The sequence below is a fragment of the Microbacterium sp. NPDC089188 genome (assembly GCF_040685155.1).
Classification (GTDB): Bacteria; Actinomycetota; Actinomycetes; order Actinomycetales; family Microbacteriaceae; genus Microbacterium; species Microbacterium galbum.
Window position 1 is genome coordinate 578,657 of sequence record NZ_JBFBHH010000001.1, and the last position, 17,996, is coordinate 596,652.

A 17,996-nucleotide genomic window follows, 5' to 3' on the forward strand; every position below is an offset into this window, starting at 1 on the left:
TCGGGCCGTGAGCACCCGCCGCGCCACCATCAGCGACGTCGCCCGTGAGGCCGGCGTCTCCCCGTCGACCGCCTCGGTGGTCTTCAGCGGGAAGACGCCCACCTCTGAGGCGACCCGCGCACGCGTGCTCGCCGCCGCCGATGCGCTCGGTTACACGGGGCCCGATCCGCGCGCGGCCTCGCTGCGGCGCGGTCGCAGCGGGATCGTCGGCGTGGTGTTCGACACGCACCTGGGCACGGCGTTCCTCGACCCCGTCACGACGCACATGATGGACGGCCTGGCCGACGGCGTCTCGCGCCTCGGCGCTGCGCTGCTGCTCCTGCGCGACGACGGCGAGACCGTCAGCGAGCCCTCTCTGCACACCGCACCCATCGACGCGGCGGTTTTGATCGGGTGCAGCCCCCGCATGCGCGACTCCCTCGAGATCGTCCGAGGGCGTGGCATCCCGGTGGTGGTCGTCGAGGGCGACGCGGGCGAGGGTGTCCCGCAGGTGCTGCTCGACAACGCCGAGGCGCAGCGTGCCGCAGCCCAGCACGTCGCCGACCTCGGCCACCGCGACGTGGTCATCGTGACCCTCCCCATCGACACCTCGCGACGCCGCGGATGGGTGACGGCCGACGAGCCCGTCCGCGTCGACGTCACCGCCGACCGCCTTGCGGGTGCGCGCGAGGTGTTCCCCCGGGCGCCGGTGCTCGCCGCGGCGACGAGCTCGATCGACGAGGGGGCGATCGCGGGACGCACCATCTTCGGCGACCCGTCGCGCCGACCCACGGCCGTGATCGCGCAGAGCGATCTGCTCGCCGCCGGAGTCATCCGCGCGGCGGAAGAGGCCGGGCTGCGTGTTCCGCACGACGTCAGCGTCACCGGCTTCGACGGCGTGGTGGTCGACGGCCTCGCGCCTCACGTGCTCACGACCCTCGTGCAACCCGCGACCGCGAAGGGGCGGGCGGCGGGCGAGGCGGTGGCCGCGATGCTGGAGGACGACGAACCCTCCGGCCTCGACCTGACCTGTACGTTCCGCGTGGGGACGACGACGGCCCCACCGCCTACCACATGAGAACCCGTGGTCCACGGACTCTCATGCTCCGCATAGAATAGGTTCGACACCCCGAGAGCCCGGGCATTCGCCCGTCGACCCCGAGGAGGCCCGCACATGCTGATGTTCCTGGGCGCCTTCGCGGCTCTCCCTCTGCTCCTCCCGTGGCTCGTCTCGAGGATCGGTGCGCGCGCGTTCTACGTCGCGGCCGTTCTCCCGGCCCTGGCGTTCGCCCACGCCCTGGTGCTCGCTCCCGCCGTGTTCGCCGGAAACATTCCCTTCGAGGAATACCGCTGGATCCCTGCGATCGACGTCTCGCTCTCCATGCGAATGGACGTGCTCGGCTGGATCCTCACCCTCGTCGTCACCGGCGTCGGCGCCTTGGTGATGCTGTACTGCCGCTGGTACTTCCGCGGCAAGACGAAGGGCGTCGGGCAGTTCTCCGCGGTGCTGCTCGCCTTCGCCGGCGCGATGTACGGCCTCGTCCTGACCGACGACGTCGTCGTGCTGGTCATGCTGTGGGAAGTCACGAGCGTGCTCTCGTACCTGCTCATCGGCTACTACCACGCGCGTGCCGCCAGCCGACGGGCGGCTCTGCAGGCCCTGTTGGTCACCACGCTCGGCGGCCTGGTCATGCTGATCGGCGTGGTGCTGCTCGTCGTGCAGGCCGGTACCTCGAGCCTGTCGGCCATCCTCGCCGACCCGCCCACCGGCACGGTCGTCGACATCGCCGTGCTGCTGCTGATCGTCGGGGCGTTGAGCAAATCGGCCATCTTCCCCTTCCACTTCTGGCTCCCCGGCGCCATGGCGGCCCCGACCCCGGTCAGCGCGTACCTGCACGCCGCCGCCATGGTGAAGGCGGGCATCTACCTCATCGCGCGCCTCGCGCCGGGCTTCGCCGAGACGCCGTTCTGGCGACCGACGCTGATCGCGCTCGGGGTCTTCACCATGCTGCTCGGTGGTTTCCAAGCCCTGCGCGAGCGCGACCTCAAGCGGATCCTGGCGTTCGGCACGGTCAGTCAGCTGGGCTTCCTGACCGTCATGCTGGGCTACGGAACGCGGGATGCCGCCCTCGCCGGCGCGGCTCTGCTGCTGAGCCACGCGCTGTTCAAGTCGTGCCTCTTCCTCGTCGTGGGCGTCATCGACCGCCAGCTCAACACCCGTGACATCGGGCAGCTGTCGGGCCTTGGTCGGCAGGCTCCCGTCATGGCGACGGCGTCGTTCGTCGCGATCGCATCGATGGCGGGCGTCATCCCGACGCTGGGCTTCGTGGCGAAGGAGACCGCGCTCACCGCCCTCCTGCACGAGGCCGAGGCGGGCGCGGGGTGGGGGACCGTCGCCCTGATCGGAATCGTGCTCGGCTCGGCGCTCACGGCGGCGTACGGCATCCGGTTCCTGTGGGGCGCGTACTGGACCAAGCGCGACGTCGAGACCACCGAGTGGCCCGACCCGCCCATCGGCTTCCTCTCGGCGCCCGTGCTGCTGGCGGCGGCTTCGCTCGCGCTCGGTGTGCTGGCCCCGGTCGTCGACCATTGGCTGGCGCCCTACGCCGACGGTCTTCCCGAGGCGACGCCGGGCGTCGCCGCGCCCGAGTACCCGTACCATCTGGCCCTCTGGCACGGTCTCGAGCCGGCGCTGTTCATCTCGCTCGGCACGCTCGCGCTCGGCGCGGGGATCTTCTGGCTCGTGCGCAAGACGCAGCTGCACAAGCGGCGCCGCGCACTCCCCTTCACGGCGAACGATGTGTACAACGTCGCGCTCCGCGGTATCGATCACTCCTCGGAGTGGGTGACCGCACGCTTCCAGCGGGGTTCGCTGCCCTTCTACGTCGGCACGATCTTCATCGTGCTCGTCATCGCCGAGGGCACGGCCCTGTTCGCCTCGGCCGAGTGGCGGGCGCAGTTGGACGCCTGGCACTCCCCGACGCAGCTCATCGCCGCCCCGCTGATGATCGCCGCCGGCATCCTCGCCGTGCGCGCTCGCAAGCGCTACACGGGCGTTGCGCTCGTCTCGGTCACCGGACTCGGTCTGGTCGTGCTGTTCGCGACGAGCGGCGCCCCCGACCTCGCCCTCACGCAGGTGCTGGTCGAGACCGTCACCCTCGTCGTCTTCGCCCTCGTGCTGCGGCGTCTGCCCGCGCGCATGGGGGAGCAGAACGCCTCCGTGGCGCCGCTGGCCCGGGCCGTGCTTGGCGCGGGCGTCGGTCTCACGATGGCCCTGGTCGCCATCGTCGCGACGGGAGCCCGTCAAGACCTCCCCATCTCGCTCGAGTGGCCCCCGCTGGCGTACGAGATCGGCCACGGCCGCAACGTCGTCAACGTCGCGCTCGTCGACCTGCGCGGATGGGACACGATGGGCGAGCTGTCGGTGCTGGTGCTCGCGGCGACAGGTGTGGCATCCCTCGTCTTCATCACCGATCGCAGCGACAACCTCTCGCGCCGCTCCGGCACCGCGCGCAGTCGGACGGGTCTCGGACGTCGCCGTCCGCTCGTCGAGACCGACAGCGGCGTCCGCGCGCAGCGCGTCGGCGAGACCGGGGCGCCGCGGGCCTGGCTCGTGTCGGGCGCGAAGGTGCAGCCCGAGAACCGGTCGATCCTGCTCGAGATCATCATCCGCGTGCTCTTCCACACGGTGATGGTCATCTCGCTCTACCTCCTCTTCGCGGGGCACAACCTCCCCGGCGGCGGCTTCGCCGGTGGGCTCGTCGCCGGTCTGGGCCTCGTCATGCGCTACATCGCCGGTGGGCGCTGGGAGCTCGGCGCCGCCGCCCCCACCGACGCCGGTCGCCTCCTCGGCGCCGGAATGGCGATCGCCGTGCTGTGCGCCCTGGTGCCGATGTTCTTCGGGTTCGCCCCCCTGCAGAGCTTCACCTTCGAGGGGGAGCTGCCCCTCATCGGTCACTGGGAGTTCGTCACGAGCACGATCTTCGACATCGGCGTCTACCTCGTCGTGATCGGCCTCGTGCTCGACGTGCTGCGCAGCCTCGGCGCCGAGGTCGACCGGCAGTCGCAACTGCCCGAGGACGCGGAGGTGGTGAACCCGTGAACATCTCCCTCGTGCTGGTGATCGTGATGGCCGTGCTCTTCGCGTGCGGCGTCTACGCGATGCTCGAGCGCAGCCTCACGCGCGTGCTCATCGGCTTCCTGCTGCTCGGAAACGCCGCCAACCTGCTGCTGCTCATCGTCATGGGGCGACCGGCCATCGCCCCGTTCTACGACGGCGAGACGGATGCCGCAGAGATGTCGGATGCGCTCCCGCAGGCCCTCATGCTCACCGCGATCGTCATCACGTTCGCGATCTCGGCCTTCCTGCTCGCCCTCATCTACCGCTCGTGGCAGCTCGGTCAGGCCGACACGGTCGTCGACGATGCGGACGACGTCGCCCTGCGCACCCGTACGGCGGAGGAGGTCGAGGACGCGATGGACGAGGAATCGCGCTCCGACGACGACGACGTCACCACCGACTTCGTGGGCGACGTCGCGAACCCGATCCGCGTGCTGCACCAGGGCGATCTGTCGCACCTCGTCGACGACGCGCCGGTCGACCGCGTGGCCGTCCGGCGCCGCACATCCGACGACGACCCCGAGGCCCCCCGCGACCCCCAGGACGGTGATCGCTCGTGAGCGCCCTCGTGCCCCTGCTCGTCGGCATCCCGCTCATCGGCGCCGCGATCAACCTCATCTTCGGTCGTCGCAAGAAGACGCAGATCGTCGTGTCGGTCGCGTCCCTCGCGGCGGTGCTCGTGCTCGGCGCGATCCTGCTCGTCGCGGTCGACACCAACGGCCCCATCGCCGTGGCGATCGCCGCGTGGCAGATCCCCCTCGGCATCGTGCTCTACGTCGACGTGCTGGCCGCTCTGCTCGTGGTCGTCACGAGCATCGTCCTGCTCGCGGTCCTGCTGTTCTCGATCGGTCAGGGGGCGGCCGACAACGACGAGGACACCCCTGTCTCGATCTTCTACCCGGCGTACCTCATCCTGGGCGCGGGCATCTTCAACGCCTTCATCGCCGGCGACCTCTTCAACCTCTACGTCGGCTTCGAGATCCTGCTCGTCGCGTCGTACGTGCTCATCACCCTCGGCGGCACCGAGTCCCGCATCCGCACCGGCGTCGTCTACATCGTCGTGTCGCTGGTGTCGTCGATCCTGTTCCTCGCGGCCATCGCGATGGTCTACGGGGCGCTGGGCACCGTCAACATGGTGCAGATCAGCGAGCGCATGGCGATGCTGCCGCAGGACACGCAGACGATCCTGCACCTCATGCTGCTGCTGGCCTTCGCCATCAAAGCCGCGGTGTTCCCGCTGTCGTTCTGGCTGCCCGACTCGTACCCGACGGCACCGGCCCCGGTCACGGCCGTGTTCGCGGGGCTGCTGACGAAGGTCGGCGTCTACGCGATCATCCGCACCGAGACGCAGCTGTTCGTCGACAACGACATCAACTTCCTGCTGCTCATGGTGGCCCTCGCGACGATGATCGTCGGCGTGCTGGGCGCCGTGGCCCAGGCCGAACTCAAGCGCATCCTGTCGTTCACGCTCGTGAGCCACATCGGCTACATGATCTTCGGCCTCGCGATCAACACACCGCTCGCGGTGGGCGCGACGATCTACTACATCGTCCACCACATCATCGTGCAGACGACCCTGTTCCTCGCCGTCGGGCTGATCGAGCGCCGGGCCGGCAGCACCTCGATCCTCAAGGTCAAGGGACTCATGCGCGCGGCTCCGCTGCTCGCGGTGCTGTACTTCATCCCGGCGATCAACCTGGGCGGGCTCCCGCCGTTCTCGGGCTTCATTGGCAAGTACGCGCTGTTCGACGCCGCGGCCCAGGTGGGCACGCCCGTCATGATCGTGCTCATCGTGGGCGGTATCGTCACCTCGATCCTCACGCTGTACGCGCTCATGCGCGCGTGGAACCTCTCGTTCTGGCGCGAGGACGACGACTCGGCCGAGACGAGCGAGCGCATCGCCTACCTCGGCAACGCCCCCGCGGCGACGATCTCGACCGAGCGACGCACGATCCCGCGCATCATGACCGTCGCGACCGCCGGCATGGTCATCGTTACGATCTCGCTGACGGTGTTCGCCGGTCCCCTTCTCGACGCGTGTCTGCGGGCCGGGGAGCGCATCTACGGCGGGGTCACCCTCGTGCAGCTGCAGGATGCGGAGGACCCGCGATGAGCCCCACCCGCCGCGCGCAGGTGTCGCTTTTCCTGCACCAGCTACCGCTCCTGCTGTGGCTGATCGCTCTGTGGATGCTGCTGTGGGGCCAATTCACGTGGCTCGCCTTCGTGACGGGTCTCGTCATGGCGGTCTTCGTCACGCGTGTGTTCCGTCTGCCGCCGGTGGAGCTGTCGGGTCGCATCAACCTCTGGTACGGCGTGATCTTCGTCGTCACGTTCCTCGGTGCCGTCGTCAAGGGGTCGCTGATCGTGGCCTGGCAGGTGCTGGACTTCCGTCGCCAGCCCGGCGCCGCGATCATCGCGGTGCCGTTGCGGGTCGACGACGACGTGATCATGGCCCACACCGCGGTGACGGCATCCCTCATCCCGGGGTCGCTCATCGTCGACGTCGACCGCGAGAACCGCACCCTGTATCTGCACACGATCGGGGTGCGCAGCGAAGAGGATGCCGAGCACCAGCGCCGCATCGTGCTCGGCTGGGAGGCGCGCATCACGCGCGCCGTCGGCTCGCGCGAGGAGCTGCAAGAGCTGCGCGCCCGCATCGCCGACAGCTCGACCCATCACCACAGTTCGATCGAATCGCCGCGAGAGGGGAGGACCCTGCTGTGACCGCCCTCGTCGTCGTCATCCTCGTCGTCTTCGCCGTCGCTGCGGTGCTGGCCCTCATCCGGTTGGTGATCGGCCCGTCGATCCTCGACCGTGCGGTCGCCGCCGACGTGCTGCTCACCGAGGTGATCTGCATCCTCGGTGCCGACATGGTGATCAACCACCACACGCGCTCTCTGCCCGCGATGCTCATCATCGCGGCGGTCGGCGTGTTCGGTTCGATCGCCGTCGCCCGCTTCGTCGCGCGGAAGGAGAACCCGCGGTGACCCTCGAATCGGTGCTCGACACCGTCGCCCTCGTCCTCGTGCTGATCGGCGCCGTGCTCTGCCTCACGGCGACGCTGGGGCTGCTGCGCTGGCGTGACGTCCCGACGCGTCTGCACGCGGCGACCAAGCCCCAGGTGCTGGGCGTACTGCTCATCGTCATCGCGGTCGCGCTGTCGCTGCGCACGTGGGAGGTGGTGGCCTTGGGCATCCCGATCGTGCTCATCCAGTTCGCCACGGCTCCGCTCGCGGCGCACATGGTGGGTCGGGCGGCCTACCGCAACCGCACGACCGACGAGGCGAACCTCTTCGTCGACGAGCTGCAGCACAGGACCGAGCAGCCCGGGTCGACCGGGGCGGAGACGCGGCCGGAGAGCTGACGAGTCGGGCGGCCCTCGCGGCCGTGGCGATTCGGTCGGATGCCGGGGTTCACAGCGCCGCGGCGAGGGCCCGACCGACGGTGCGGCCGGTGAACAGGCAGCCGCCGAGGAAGGTGCCCTCGAGCGCGTTGTAGCCGTGGGCGCCGCCGCCGCCGAATCCCGCCGCCTCTCCCGCGGCGTACAGACCCTCGATCGGGCGGCCCGTGGCATCCATCGCCCGTCCGCTCAGGTCGGTCTGGATGCCGCCGAGCGACTTGCGCGTCACGATCCAGAGGCGCACCGCGATGAGGGGTCCGTGGCGCGGGTCGAGCAGTGCGTGGGGCTTCACGGTGCGGAAGATGCGGTCGCCGAGGAACCTTCGGCTGTTGCGGATGCCCATCGCCTGCGCGTCCTTCGCGTAGGGGTTCACCATCTCGCGGTCGCGGTCGACGATCTGTCGGCGGATCGCGTCCTCGTCGAGCAGACCGTCGCCCGTGAGCGCGTTCATCTTGCCCACGAGGTCGCCGAGGGTGTCGGCGACGACGAAGTCGACGCCCCGGGTCTTGAATGCCTCGACCGGCCCGGGCGCGGTGCGACCGAGCCGACTGCGCAGGAGCAGCCCCAGGTCACGGTCGGTGATGTCGGGATTCTGCTCCGACCCCGACAGGGCGAACTCCTTCTTGATGATCGTCTGGTCGAGCACGAACCACGAGTAGTCGTAGTCGGCGAGGTCGGGGGTGGTGCGCAGCAGGCGCAGGGTGCCGAGCGTGTCGTATCCGGGGAGGCCGGGTGTGGGCAGACGGCGGCCGCGCGCGTCGAGCCACAGGGACGAGGGACCGGGGAGGATGCGGATCGCGTGGCCCGGCCACACCGGCGCGAAGTTCTGCACGCCCTCGGTGTAGTGCCACATGCGGTCGCGGTTGACCAGGCGCACGCCCTGCGATTCCGCGATGTCGAGCATGCGCCCGTCGACGTGCGCGGGGACGCCCGTGACCATCTTCTTCGGCGGGGTCCCCAGCCGTTTCGGCCACCAGGCACGGACGCGGTCGTGATCTCCGCCGATCCCGCCCGTGGCGATCACCACGGCGTGCGCGGACAGCTCGAAGGTCGACACCTCGTCGCGCGACGACGACACCCCGCGCGCGGAGTCGTCGGGGGCGAGGATCGCCCCACGGATGCCGGTCACCCGGCCGTCCGTGAACACCAGGGCATCGACCCGGTGGCGGAAACGGAGATCGAGGGCGCCCTCCGCCGCGGCGGCGCGGGCACGGTCGGCGAACGGCTCGGAGATCCCGGTGCCGGTGCCCCAGGGCACGTGGAAGCGAGGGACCGAGTTGCCGTGACCCGCGGCCGAGAGCGACCCGCGCTCCGCCCATCCCACGACGGGCGTGAAGCGCACGCCGTGCTCGTGCAGCCAGGCGCGCTTCTCGTCGGCGGCGAACTCGACGTAGGCGCGTCCCCACTTCTTCGCCCACTCGTCCTCGGCGTGCGGCCCGTCGAGCCGGTCCCACCCGGCCGAGCCCTGCCAGTCCTGCCACGCGAGGTCGAACGAGTCGCGGACACCGAGCCGGCGCTGCATGGGGGAGTCGACGAGGAAGATCCCTCCGAACGACCAGAACGCCTGCCCGCCGAGGTTCGACGCGTTCTCCTGGTCGACGAGCAGCACCCGCTTGCCGGCGCGCACGAGCTCGTTGCTCGCGACGAGGCCGGCCAGCCCCGCGCCCACGATGATGACATCGGCATCCATCGGTTCCTCCCTCGACGCGTCGGCGGTGACGTGCGTGTTCGCATCATCTCTCGGAACGACCGAGAGGCGCGAGGACCGCGCGGCGACTCAGTGCTGTTCGAGAAGGGCCGTGAGGGTCACACGCCGGCTTCGCGGACGTCTTCCGCCGCTTGCGGTGACGGGGTCCCCTCCGCGGGGTCGGGCGTCTCGGTGCGGTGGTCGAGTTCGCGTGCCTCCCGCTCCTCCCGGCGGCCCTCGGCGAGGAATGCCAGGCGGTTCAGGCACTCGTGGTTGCGCGCCACGAGCATCGGTTTCCACAGCAGCGAGGGCAGCAGGGCGGCGGCACCCGAGACCGGCTCCTCGAGGATCGTCACGGCGATCCCGTCGCCGTGCGGGCGCACATCGATGCGGATCACGCCTCGACCGAGGAGACCGGCTTCCGGCCGCAGCCGGAGTCGTCGCGGCGGGTCCCACTCGACGATCTCGGTCTCGTCGTGGATCATCACGGGCCAGACGCCGAGGGAGTGATGGATGCGGCTGCCCTCGCGGGGCCACTCCGCGTCGACGTCGCGCATGCGGGCGGCGCCGACGACCCACACGGGGTAGAGCCACCCGTCGGACAGCACCGCGAAGAGGTCGTCGGGTGTGCACCGCATGAGGCGGGTGTTGCGGGCGGCCATGGCACTGCATCCCTCCGGTCGACGTGATTCGACTGTAGGGGGTGGATGCCGCGTCCGCGGCGGGACTTGACGGTTCGGTCGGGAGGGGGCGTCGAGGTGGCTGAGCTCGTCGAAGCCACCGGGGTTGGTGCGGGCCCGGCCCCTTCGACAGGCTCAGGGGCCTCGCGTCGCGAAGGGGCCTCGCGTCGCGCCGGGGCCTCGGCGCTGCGCGAGGCCTCGGCGTCGCGAAGGGGCCTCCGGCGTTGCGCAGGGCCGGCGCTGCGCCGGGGCCCGGGGTGGAGAGTGGCCCCGGGGCGCGAAGGACCACCTCCGCGCCCCGGGCACCTCCGCGCCCGCCTCAGCCGCGCGTGATGTCGGTCACCACGCCCTTCGCCAGGCGCAGCCGGCGGCGGGCGCGGCGGGCCACCGCCGAGTCGTGCGTCACGACCACCAGCGTCAGCCCCTCGGCGTTGAGCGTCTCGAGCACGTCGAGGATCTCGTCGCGCATGCTCTCGTCGAGGTTGCCCGTCGGTTCGTCGGCGAGCAGCACCCGCGGTTGCTTGGCGACGGCCCGCGCGATGGCGACGCGCTGCTGCTGCCCGCCCGAGAGCTCTCCCGGGCGGTGATCGGCGCGGTCGGCGAGACCCACGCGCGTGAGCGCCTCGGTCACGCGTCGGTCGCGCTCGCCGCGATCGAGGCGCAGCGGCTCGAGGCCCATGTCGACGTTCTCCGCCGCCGTCAGGGTCGGGATGAGGTTGAAGCCCTGGAACACGAAGCCGATCTCCTCGGCACGCAGACGACTCAGCTGCGCGTTCGACGCCCGTGCGATGTCGACCTCGCCGAGGGTCACCGACCCGCTCGAGGGCCGGTCGAGGGCGCCGAGCATCTGCAGCAGCGTCGACTTGCCGCCGCCGGTCGGGCCCTGGATGGTCACGAAGTCGCCCGCGGCGATGTCGAGGTCGATGCCCGCGAGAGCCTGCACGGTGCGCTCCCGCTGACGGTACGTGCGCGTCACCTGCGAGAGGCGGTACGCGGTGGCGGTGGCGGTGGGAACGGTGAGGGTCATGATGTCTCCTTCGAAGGACGGGGGATGCCGCTCACGCGACCGAACGGAGGGCGGCGGCGGGGCTGAGGCGTGCAGCACGCCATCCGCCGAACGCTCCGGCGAGCACGCCGCCGAGGACGGCGATGCCGACCGCGGCCACCACGACGACCGGGGTGACGGGGGCGCTGAGGACGATGTCGGTGGCCTGCGCGGCCGCCTGACCGAATCCGCCGCCGGGGCCGCCGGCTCCCGGCCCGCCCTGTGCACTACCGGAGGTGTTCGCGGCGACCGACACGGTCGGCGAGATGACGTTGACCAGCAGGATGCCGCCGAGCCCGAGGATCAGACCCGCGACACCGCCGAGCAGGCCCTGGACGAGCGACTCGCCCGCGACCTGCCGCACGATGCGCGCGTTCGACCACCCGATGGCCTTGAGCGTGCCGAATTCGCGCGTGCGGCGGGCGACGCCCGAGATCGTGAAGAGCACCGCGAGGGCCAGGGCGACCAGCAGCACGACGAGGCTGAGCCAGGTGCCGAGGTTCGAGATCATCGTCGAGGCGCTCGAGAGCGACCCCGAGACGGTGGAGGCGAGCTCCGACTGCGAGCTCACCGTCGCGTCGGGCAGCGCGGCGGTGAGCTCGCTCTGCACCTGGTCGATGGCATCCGCCGAATCGGCCTGCACGTACACGGTCGAGACCACGTCGCCGACCCCGGCCAGCGTCTGGGCCACGTCGAGGGGGAGGTAGACGTTCGCGGCGGTGTCGGCGTCGGCCGAAGCCGAGGCGACGATGCCGACGATCTGCATCGCGGTGCCGCCCACGTCGACGGTGCCGCCGAGGCTCAGTCCGGCGCTCGCCGCGTACGTCGCGTCGATGACCGCGACGTTCGTTCCGGCATCCGCTGCCTCCAGGGCACGACCCTCGCTGACCGTGACGGAGGAGAGGGGGCCGACGGATGCCGCCGGGTCGACGCCCAGCACACTGAAGGAGTCCACGCCGAAGGCGCTGTCGCCGTCGCCGCCCGGGCCGCCCGCCGGCGGTTGGCCCATGCCCTGTCCCTGCTCGGTGCCGGTGCCGGTGTCGGCGCTGCGGTCGGGGATCTCGCCCGAGAACGTCGTGTTGGTGAGGGCGAGGGCGCCGGTCGCGGCCGTCACCCCGTCGAGACCCATCACCGTGGTCACGGTCGACGCGTCGAGCGTGCCGCGCATCATGTCGGTCATCAGGCGCGACTGGCTGAGGGTGGTCGTCCCGTCGCTGGTGGCGCCGTCGTCGGCGCCGAAGTCGAAGCGCGGACCGCCGCCGCCTTCGCCCGGCTCGGTCTGCGCCCCGGTGACGGTGAGGTCGGTGCCGACTCCGTAGACCGACGACAGCGCCTGCGACTGCGCGTCGCGTACCCCCGCCGAGAGCGCGTTGACCACGATGACGAGCGCGATGGCGATCGCGAGTCCGACCGCGACGATCACGGTCTGTTTGGTGCGGCCGGCGAGTTCGCGCCGCAGGTAGGTGCCGTACATGCTTCTCCTTCCGGACGCGGGGTGCGGCCGTCGCAGTGAACGTAGGAACGGCACCCTCACCGCCGCCTCACGCTTTCTATGAAGCGCGTATGTCGCGGTGACACGGCCGCTGTGGGCGGGCATGCTGGCATCCATGACCTCCCGCCCCGCCCCCCTGCTGCGTCCCGACGGCACGCCGATCCGCGCTCTCGTCGTCGACGACGAGGCCAATCTGAGCGAGCTGCTGCGTATGGCACTGCAGAACGAGGGGTGGGACGCCCGCACCGCCGCCGACGGCCAGGAGGCGCTCGGCGTCATCCGCGACTTCGACCCCGACCTGCTGGTGCTCGACATCATGATGCCGGGGCTCGACGGCATGGGGCTGCTCGCCCGGGTCCGCGCGGCCGGGAACGACGCCCCCGTGCTCTTCTTGACGGCGAAGGATGCCGTGGAAGACCGCATCGCCGGCATCTCGGCCGGCGCCGACGACTACGTCACCAAGCCGTTCAACCTCGAGGAGGTCGTCGTCCGACTGCGCGGCATGGCCCGACGCCACGTCGCCGCCGTCGCCGACGCCGATCCGCGACTGCGCGTGGGCGATCTGACCCTCGACGAGGAGGCCTACGAGGTCGAGCGCGGCGGCATCCCGATCAAGCTCACCGCGCGCGAGTTCGAGCTGCTGCGCTACCTCATGCAGAACCCCCGCCGGGTGCTGAGCAAGGCGCAGATCCTCGACCAGGTGTGGAGCTACGACTTCGGCGGCGACGGCAGCGTCGTCGAGATCTACATCTCGTACCTGCGCAAGAAGATCGACACCCTCGGCGAACCCCTCATCCACACGGTGCGCGGCGTCGGCTACACGATCAAGGCGTCATGACCGCGTCCGCCGTGTCGCGGCATCCGTCGTCGCGGCGGCGGTGGACGCTGCGCCGCACCCTCGTCGTCGGGACCAGCCTGCTCGTCGCGCTGGCCTTCGTGGTGATGAGTCTCGCGACGATCGTCTCGCTGCGTTCCTTCACCCTCGACCGGCTCGATCAGCAGGTGACCGAGGGGCTGTCGTTCGCGGCGGGCCGCGGGTCGTTCGAGAACCGGAGCGGATCGCAGCCGCCGCCGAGCCAGACGCAGGGTCAGGATGCCGACCGCCCGGCGCCGCGGATCGGCTCGCTGCAGGTGACGGTCGCCTCCGACGGCACCGTTCGCGCGTCGGAGTACACCCGCAGCGACGGCACGCAAGCGCAGCTCACCGCGGACCAGGTGGCGTCGCTGCGGGCGGGCGTGCCGACCGACCGCATCCCGACCACGATCGACCTCGGCGGTGACCTGGGCTCGTTCCGGGTCGCCGCGGCCGAGGTCGACGGCACGACGGTGTTCGCCGGCAACTCGGATGCCGACGTCACGGCGACCACGACGGCCCTGACGGTGATCCTCCTCGCGGTGAGCGCGGCGACCCTGCTGATCGCCGTGGTCGGCCTCTCGCTCTTCGTGCGCCGGAGTCTGCGGCCCCTCGACCGCGTGGCCGCGGTCGCTCAGCGGGTGTCGACGCTGTCCCTCGCGGCCGGCAGCGTCGAGATCCCCGACCGGGTCGCCCCCGCCGACACCGATCCGGTCACGGAGGTGGGCCGGGTCGGCGCATCGCTCAACGGGCTGCTCGGCCACGTGCAGTCCTCGCTCGCGGCCCGTCAGCACAGCGAGGACCAGCTCCGCCGTTTCATCGCCGACGCCAGCCACGAGCTGCGCACGCCCCTGTCGAGCATCCGCGGCTACGCGCAGCTGTCGCTGGGCGAAGACGCACCGATGACGCCGACGCAGGCCCGCTCGTTCGACCGGATCGAGTCGGAGGCCACGCGCATGGCATCCCTGGTCGACGACCTGCTGCTGCTGGCCCGCCTGGATGCCGGTCAGCCCCTGCGCCGCGACGACGTGGAGCTCACGCTCCTCGCCGTCGACGCCGTGAGCGACGCGCAGGCGGCGGATGCCGCGCACGCCTGGCGCCTCGACGTCACCGACGACCTCATCTCGGTGACGGGCGATGAGAACCGCCTGCGCCAGGTCGTGGCCAACCTGCTGCGCAACGCGCAGGTGCACACCCCTCCGGGGACGACGGTGACCCTGTCGCTCGCTCGCGACGGGGCGGGGGTGGTGCTGCGCGTCGCCGACGACGGACCGGGGATCGACCCGGGGGTCGCCGGGCGGCTGTTCGACCGATTCGCCCGTGCCGATGACTCCCGCAACCGGGATGCCGGCAGCACGGGCCTCGGGCTCTCGATCGCCCAGGCGATCACCGAGGCCCACGGCGGGAGCATCGCGGTCGAGAGCGTTCCGGGGCGGACGGTGTTCGAGGTGCGGCTGCCGGTGTGACCCGGCGCTCACGCGTGAGTCGCCAGAAATCGTCGCCGGGGAACGACCGGAAGCGACAGATTCTGGCGACTCGCGCGGGGTGCGGAGGGCGCGTCAGCCGATCAGGCTCGGCTGCAGGTCGCGCAAGGTGCGGTGGTGCGTCATGCGGGTCACGCCGATCGCCGCGAGCAGCACGCCGCCGACCATCCACGCCCCGAGCACGAGCAGGTCGGGGCCGACCCGCGAGACGTCTCCGCCGTACATGACCTGGCGCATCGCATCCACGACGTACCCCATCGGCAGCACGTGGTGCAGCGCCGCCAGGGGAGCGGGGAGCGTCTGCCACGGGAACGTCCCGCCCGCGGTGACGAGCTGCAGGACCATCAGCACGAGGCCGAGGAACTGCCCCACCGAGCCGAGCCACACGTTCAGCGCCAGCACGATCGCCGCATACGTCGCCGAGGCGAAGAGCAGGATGCCGAGGGCGGCCCACGGATTCGCGAACGAGAACTGCAGGGCGATCGCGAGCACCGTGAACAGCCCCACCATCTGCAGGGCACCGAGGCCCGCCGGCGTGAGCCATCCCGCGAGGGTCACCCGCACGGGGGAGCGCAGGGCCGTGATGGCGCGCTTGGAGACGGGCTTGACGATGAGGAACAGCGCGTAGATGCCGATCCAGCCGGCCAAGGCGGCGAAGAAGGGCGCGAGGCCCGCACCGTAGTTCTGCGCTTTCGTGACCGAGCTCGTGCCGACGGCGACGGGATCACTGATGGCCGCGGCCTGGGCCGCCCGCGTGGCGTCGTCGGAGTCGGGGATCTGATCGACGCCCGCCGAGAGACCGTCGCGCAGCTGGGTCGCGCCGTCGGAGAGCTGGCCGATGCCGCTGTCGAGCTGGGCCGCGCCATCGCGCAGCTGGGCGGATCCGTCGCGCAGCCGCACGGCACCGGATGCCGCCGAGGCGGCGCCGTCGGCGAGGGCCGACGCCCCGTCGGCCGCGTTCGCCGCGCCGGACGCCACCGAGGCGCTGCCGTCGGCGACCTGGCGGGCGCCGTCGTCGAGCTGATTGATCTGGTCGACCGTGCTCTGCACGCGATCGTTCGCCGATGTGAGACGTTCGCCCACGGGGTCGAGGCGCGACAGGATCTCGTCGATGCGCGCCTGGTCGAGACCGGCGTTCGCGAGGGCTGTGGCGATGTCGGCGCGTGCCTGGGGGAGTTGCGCCGCGGCGTCGCCGGCGATCGAGCCGACCTGCCGCGCAGCCGCGTCGATGCGGTCCACGCCGTCGGCGACCTGCGCCGCCCCGTCGGCGACGCGCACCGATCCGTCACGCAGCTGCGCGGTGCCGTCGCGAAGCTGACCCGCTCCCGCTGAGAGCTGGGCCGTGCCATCGGCCAGCTGCGCCGATCCGTCGGCGAGGGTCGTCGACCCGCCCGCGAGCTGCGACGAACCGTCTTTCGCCGTGCCGAGACCGTCGACGAGCTGGGTCGCCCCGTTGGTGGCATCCACGAGCTTCACGCGGATGGTGTGCAGGGCGTCGAGCAGGGTCCCCCCGGCCTCGTCGATCACCTTCTGCGCGACGGAGGTCTGGATCTTGGCGACCGCTTGCGTGCCGATGGTGGAGGCGAGGTAGTTGTTCGCGTCGTTCGTGCGCAGCTCGATGTCGGCCTGGCGCGGGGTGTTCGTCGAGAGCGAGGCCACGGCATCGGTGAAGTCGGTCGGCAGGGTCACGACGAAGTCGAAGTCGCCGGCCTGCAGGCCGGCGTCGGCCTGATCCGACGAGACCCGGTGCCACTCGAACGTGCCGTCGTCGAGCAGCTGCTCGGCCGCCTCGTCGCCGAGGTTACGCTGCTCGCCGTTGACGTCGGCGCCCTGGTCATCGACCACGAGGGCCACGGGGACCTCGGACAGGTTGCCGTAGGGGTCCTGATTCGCCCACAGGTAGAGGCCGCCGTAGAGGATCGGGACCGCCAGCAGCGCGACCAGCGCCAGCACCGACATGCGCGTGGACGTGAGGCGGCGCAGCTCGGCCGCGATCATCTGGGGGATCTTCACCGCGTGGCCTCCTCGGCCTCGTCGAACGAATCGATCGCGGTGCGCGAAGCGCTGCCCGCGATCACGAGCACGGCGTAGCCGCGTTCGGCGAATTCCCGCGCGATGCGCCACCACCCGAGAGGCTCGCCACCGTGGCGGTCGGGTGCGACGAGCACCAGACCCTCGACGTCCGCACGCAGGGCGGCGAGCTCGAGCAGCAGCCGCACGCGTGCGGCGGGATCGATGTTGCCGATGGGCAGTCCGGCTATCGCCTCGAGCCCGATCTGCTCGAGCCAGCGCGCCGCGGCGAACGGCGTCGGCGCGCGCCCGGCGAACATCAGCTCCTCGGCGACGACACCGGTGACGGTGACGTTCGGCTCGGGCTCCGACACGACCGGTGCGTCGACGAGCGCGACGCGACGGCGGATCGCCCCGCGGTCGGCGCGACCGTCGATCAAGACGGTGCCGGCGTCGACCTTCATGCGACCGGATGCCACGAGGCCCAGCACCGTGGGCCGCTGCTCGGTCTCGGCGACGACGAGGGAGGCCGCGCCGGTCTCGTAGGCCGTCGAGGTCTCGGGCAGGGCACTGCGTCCTTTGGCGACGGCGTCGACGACGATTCTCATCAGGCCTGCGCCTCCAGCTCGGGGTGCTGCGCGAGGATGCCGCGCGCCTCGGTCCACGACAGGCCGGCCATGCCCAGCACGGCGCACACCGCGATGGAGCGGGCGGTCGAGGACTCGGCATCCACCCGGGAGACCACCATGCGGCCGGTCTCTTCGAGCAGGCGCGCCAGGGTGGGCGCGGGGAGATCGGTGCGCAGCTCTTCCGCCTCCTGACCCCGGCGCACGATCGCGTCGATGCGGCGGCGCAGCGGAGCCAGGGCCGCCGAGGTCTCGGGCAGGTGCGCGTCGTCGAGCGCGAGGGCCGCGGCGGCCTGCACGTGGGCGGCTTCGCGCCAGAGCTCGGATGCCAGGCGGGCGAGCGCGACGCGGGAATCCGCGTCGTCGACGTCGTCGGCGATGGCGTTGAAGCGCGCGGCACCGGCGGCGATGACCTCGCGCACGATGGCGTTGCGGTCGTCGAAGTGGCCGTAGAGGGCGCGGCGCGACAGGCCGGCGCGGCGGGCGATCGTGTCGATCGAGGCGCGGGGGTCGTGCCCGATGGCGGCGGTGGCCGCATCGAGGATGCCGGCGCGGTTCTCGACGGCGTCGCGGCGGGTGGGGATGCTCACGCGTCGAGTGTACGCCTAAAGTGCACAGTG

At 71.3% G+C, this 17,996-nt stretch carries 16 protein-coding genes; 9 read left to right on the forward strand and 7 right to left on the reverse strand.

The features are described from left to right. Positions 1-7 precede the first annotated feature (7 nt). From AB0N80_RS02630 to mnhG, 7 genes are all read left to right on the forward strand, one after another. Complete coding sequence (locus AB0N80_RS02630; protein WP_315994057.1) at positions 8-1,057, forward strand: LacI family DNA-binding transcriptional regulator; 1,050 nt, start codon at positions 8-10, stop codon at positions 1,055-1,057. A 96-nt stretch (positions 1,058-1,153) separates the two neighbouring features. Next, a complete protein-coding gene (locus AB0N80_RS02635; RefSeq protein ID WP_363577393.1) occupies positions 1,154-4,081 on the forward strand; it encodes a Na+/H+ antiporter subunit A in 2,928 nt (975 codons plus the stop codon). Beyond that, positions 4,078-4,659: a Na(+)/H(+) antiporter subunit C gene (locus tag AB0N80_RS02640; RefSeq protein ID WP_315994055.1), complete on the forward strand. Its 582-nt coding sequence runs from the start codon at positions 4,078-4,080 to the stop codon at positions 4,657-4,659. The genes AB0N80_RS02635 and AB0N80_RS02640 overlap by 4 nt, the downstream gene beginning before the upstream one ends. Further along, positions 4,656-6,212 carry a Na+/H+ antiporter subunit D gene (locus tag AB0N80_RS02645; protein ID WP_315994054.1) on the forward strand — a complete coding sequence of 519 codons (1,557 nt, stop codon included), beginning with the start codon at positions 4,656-4,658 and terminating at the stop codon, positions 6,210-6,212. The genes AB0N80_RS02640 and AB0N80_RS02645 overlap by 4 nt, the downstream gene beginning before the upstream one ends. Then, entirely contained in the window at positions 6,209-6,823 is a 615-nt protein-coding gene (locus AB0N80_RS02650) for a Na+/H+ antiporter subunit E (protein ID WP_315994053.1), read from the forward strand. Before AB0N80_RS02645 ends, AB0N80_RS02650 begins: the two co-directional genes overlap by 4 nt. After that, positions 6,820-7,086, forward strand: a complete 267-nt coding sequence (locus AB0N80_RS02655) for a monovalent cation/H+ antiporter complex subunit F (RefSeq protein WP_315994052.1) — start codon at positions 6,820-6,822, stop codon at positions 7,084-7,086. The genes AB0N80_RS02650 and AB0N80_RS02655 overlap by 4 nt, the downstream gene beginning before the upstream one ends. Further along, positions 7,083-7,463, forward strand: coding sequence for a monovalent cation/H(+) antiporter subunit G (gene mnhG / locus AB0N80_RS02660; protein ID WP_363577395.1), 381 nt, complete (start codon positions 7,083-7,085; stop codon positions 7,461-7,463). The genes AB0N80_RS02655 and mnhG overlap by 4 nt, the downstream gene beginning before the upstream one ends. Positions 7,464-7,512: 49 nt before the next feature. Here mnhG and AB0N80_RS02665 read toward each other — a convergent pair whose 3' ends face one another. From AB0N80_RS02665 to AB0N80_RS02680, 4 genes are all read right to left on the reverse strand, one after another. Further along, positions 7,513-9,189 (reverse strand): FAD-binding dehydrogenase, encoded by a 1,677-nt coding sequence (locus AB0N80_RS02665; RefSeq protein ID WP_315994050.1) that lies wholly within the window; start codon positions 9,187-9,189, stop codon positions 7,513-7,515. Between the two features lie 116 nt (positions 9,190-9,305). Continuing rightward, complete coding sequence (locus AB0N80_RS02670) at positions 9,306-9,848, reverse strand: SRPBCC family protein (RefSeq protein ID WP_363577397.1); 543 nt, start codon at positions 9,846-9,848, stop codon at positions 9,306-9,308. A gap of 337 nt (positions 9,849-10,185) precedes the next feature. After that, on the reverse strand, positions 10,186-10,893 hold the full coding sequence (locus AB0N80_RS02675; protein ID WP_363577399.1) for an ABC transporter ATP-binding protein: 708 nt from the start codon (positions 10,891-10,893) through the stop codon (positions 10,186-10,188). A gap of 31 nt (positions 10,894-10,924) precedes the next feature. Then, the gene (locus AB0N80_RS02680; protein ID WP_363577401.1) at positions 10,925-12,385 is read right to left on the reverse strand and encodes an ABC transporter permease; all 1,461 of its coding nucleotides are present in this window, start codon (positions 12,383-12,385) and stop codon (positions 10,925-10,927) included. A 133-nt stretch (positions 12,386-12,518) separates the two neighbouring features. Here AB0N80_RS02680 and AB0N80_RS02685 point away from each other — a divergent pair, with 133 nt between their 5' ends. Continuing rightward, positions 12,519-13,241, forward strand: coding sequence for a response regulator transcription factor (locus AB0N80_RS02685; RefSeq protein WP_315994046.1), 723 nt, complete (start codon positions 12,519-12,521; stop codon positions 13,239-13,241). After that, on the forward strand, positions 13,238-14,722 hold the full coding sequence (locus AB0N80_RS02690) for a HAMP domain-containing sensor histidine kinase (protein ID WP_363577403.1): 1,485 nt from the start codon (positions 13,238-13,240) through the stop codon (positions 14,720-14,722). The genes AB0N80_RS02685 and AB0N80_RS02690 overlap by 4 nt, the downstream gene beginning before the upstream one ends. Positions 14,723-14,815: 93 nt before the next feature. Here the strand turns inward: AB0N80_RS02690 and AB0N80_RS02695 are convergent, their stop codons facing one another. Genes AB0N80_RS02695 through AB0N80_RS02705 form a run of 3 tightly spaced genes read right to left on the reverse strand, consistent with a single transcriptional unit; the run spans position 14,816 to position 17,966 of the window. Further along, positions 14,816-16,753, reverse strand: coding sequence for a YhgE/Pip domain-containing protein (locus AB0N80_RS02695; protein ID WP_363577405.1), 1,938 nt, complete (start codon positions 16,751-16,753; stop codon positions 14,816-14,818). Beyond that, positions 16,750-17,358 carry a hypothetical protein gene (locus tag AB0N80_RS02700; RefSeq protein ID WP_363577407.1) on the reverse strand — a complete coding sequence of 203 codons (609 nt, stop codon included), beginning with the start codon at positions 17,356-17,358 and terminating at the stop codon, positions 16,750-16,752. The genes AB0N80_RS02695 and AB0N80_RS02700 overlap by 4 nt, the downstream gene beginning before the upstream one ends. Beyond that, positions 17,358-17,966, reverse strand: a complete 609-nt coding sequence (locus tag AB0N80_RS02705) for a helix-turn-helix domain-containing protein (protein ID WP_315994042.1) — start codon at positions 17,964-17,966, stop codon at positions 17,358-17,360. Before AB0N80_RS02705 ends, AB0N80_RS02700 begins: the two co-directional genes overlap by 1 nt. Between the last annotated feature and the right edge of the window lie 30 nt (positions 17,967-17,996).

Excerpts from the sequence above, each read along its gene's own strand:
- AB0N80_RS02635 (WP_363577393.1), top strand. The coding sequence starts at position 1,154 with ATGCTGATGTTCCTGGGCGCCTTCGCGGCTCTCCCTCTGCTCCTCCCG.
- AB0N80_RS02650 (WP_315994053.1), top strand. The coding sequence starts at position 6,209 with ATGAGCCCCACCCGCCGCGCGCAGGTGTCGCTTTTCCTGCACCAGCTA.
- AB0N80_RS02665 (WP_315994050.1), bottom strand. The coding sequence starts at position 9,189 with ATGGATGCCGATGTCATCATCGTGGGCGCGGGGCTGGCCGGCCTCGTC.
- AB0N80_RS02670 (WP_363577397.1), bottom strand. The coding sequence starts at position 9,848 with ATGGCCGCCCGCAACACCCGCCTCATGCGGTGCACACCCGACGACCTC.
- AB0N80_RS02675 (WP_363577399.1), bottom strand. The coding sequence starts at position 10,893 with ATGACCCTCACCGTTCCCACCGCCACCGCCACCGCGTACCGCCTCTCG.
- AB0N80_RS02680 (WP_363577401.1), bottom strand. The coding sequence starts at position 12,385 with ATGTACGGCACCTACCTGCGGCGCGAACTCGCCGGCCGCACCAAACAG.
- AB0N80_RS02685 (WP_315994046.1), top strand. The coding sequence starts at position 12,519 with ATGACCTCCCGCCCCGCCCCCCTGCTGCGTCCCGACGGCACGCCGATC.
- AB0N80_RS02690 (WP_363577403.1), top strand. The coding sequence starts at position 13,238 with ATGACCGCGTCCGCCGTGTCGCGGCATCCGTCGTCGCGGCGGCGGTGG.
- AB0N80_RS02700 (WP_363577407.1), bottom strand. The coding sequence starts at position 17,358 with ATGAGAATCGTCGTCGACGCCGTCGCCAAAGGACGCAGTGCCCTGCCC.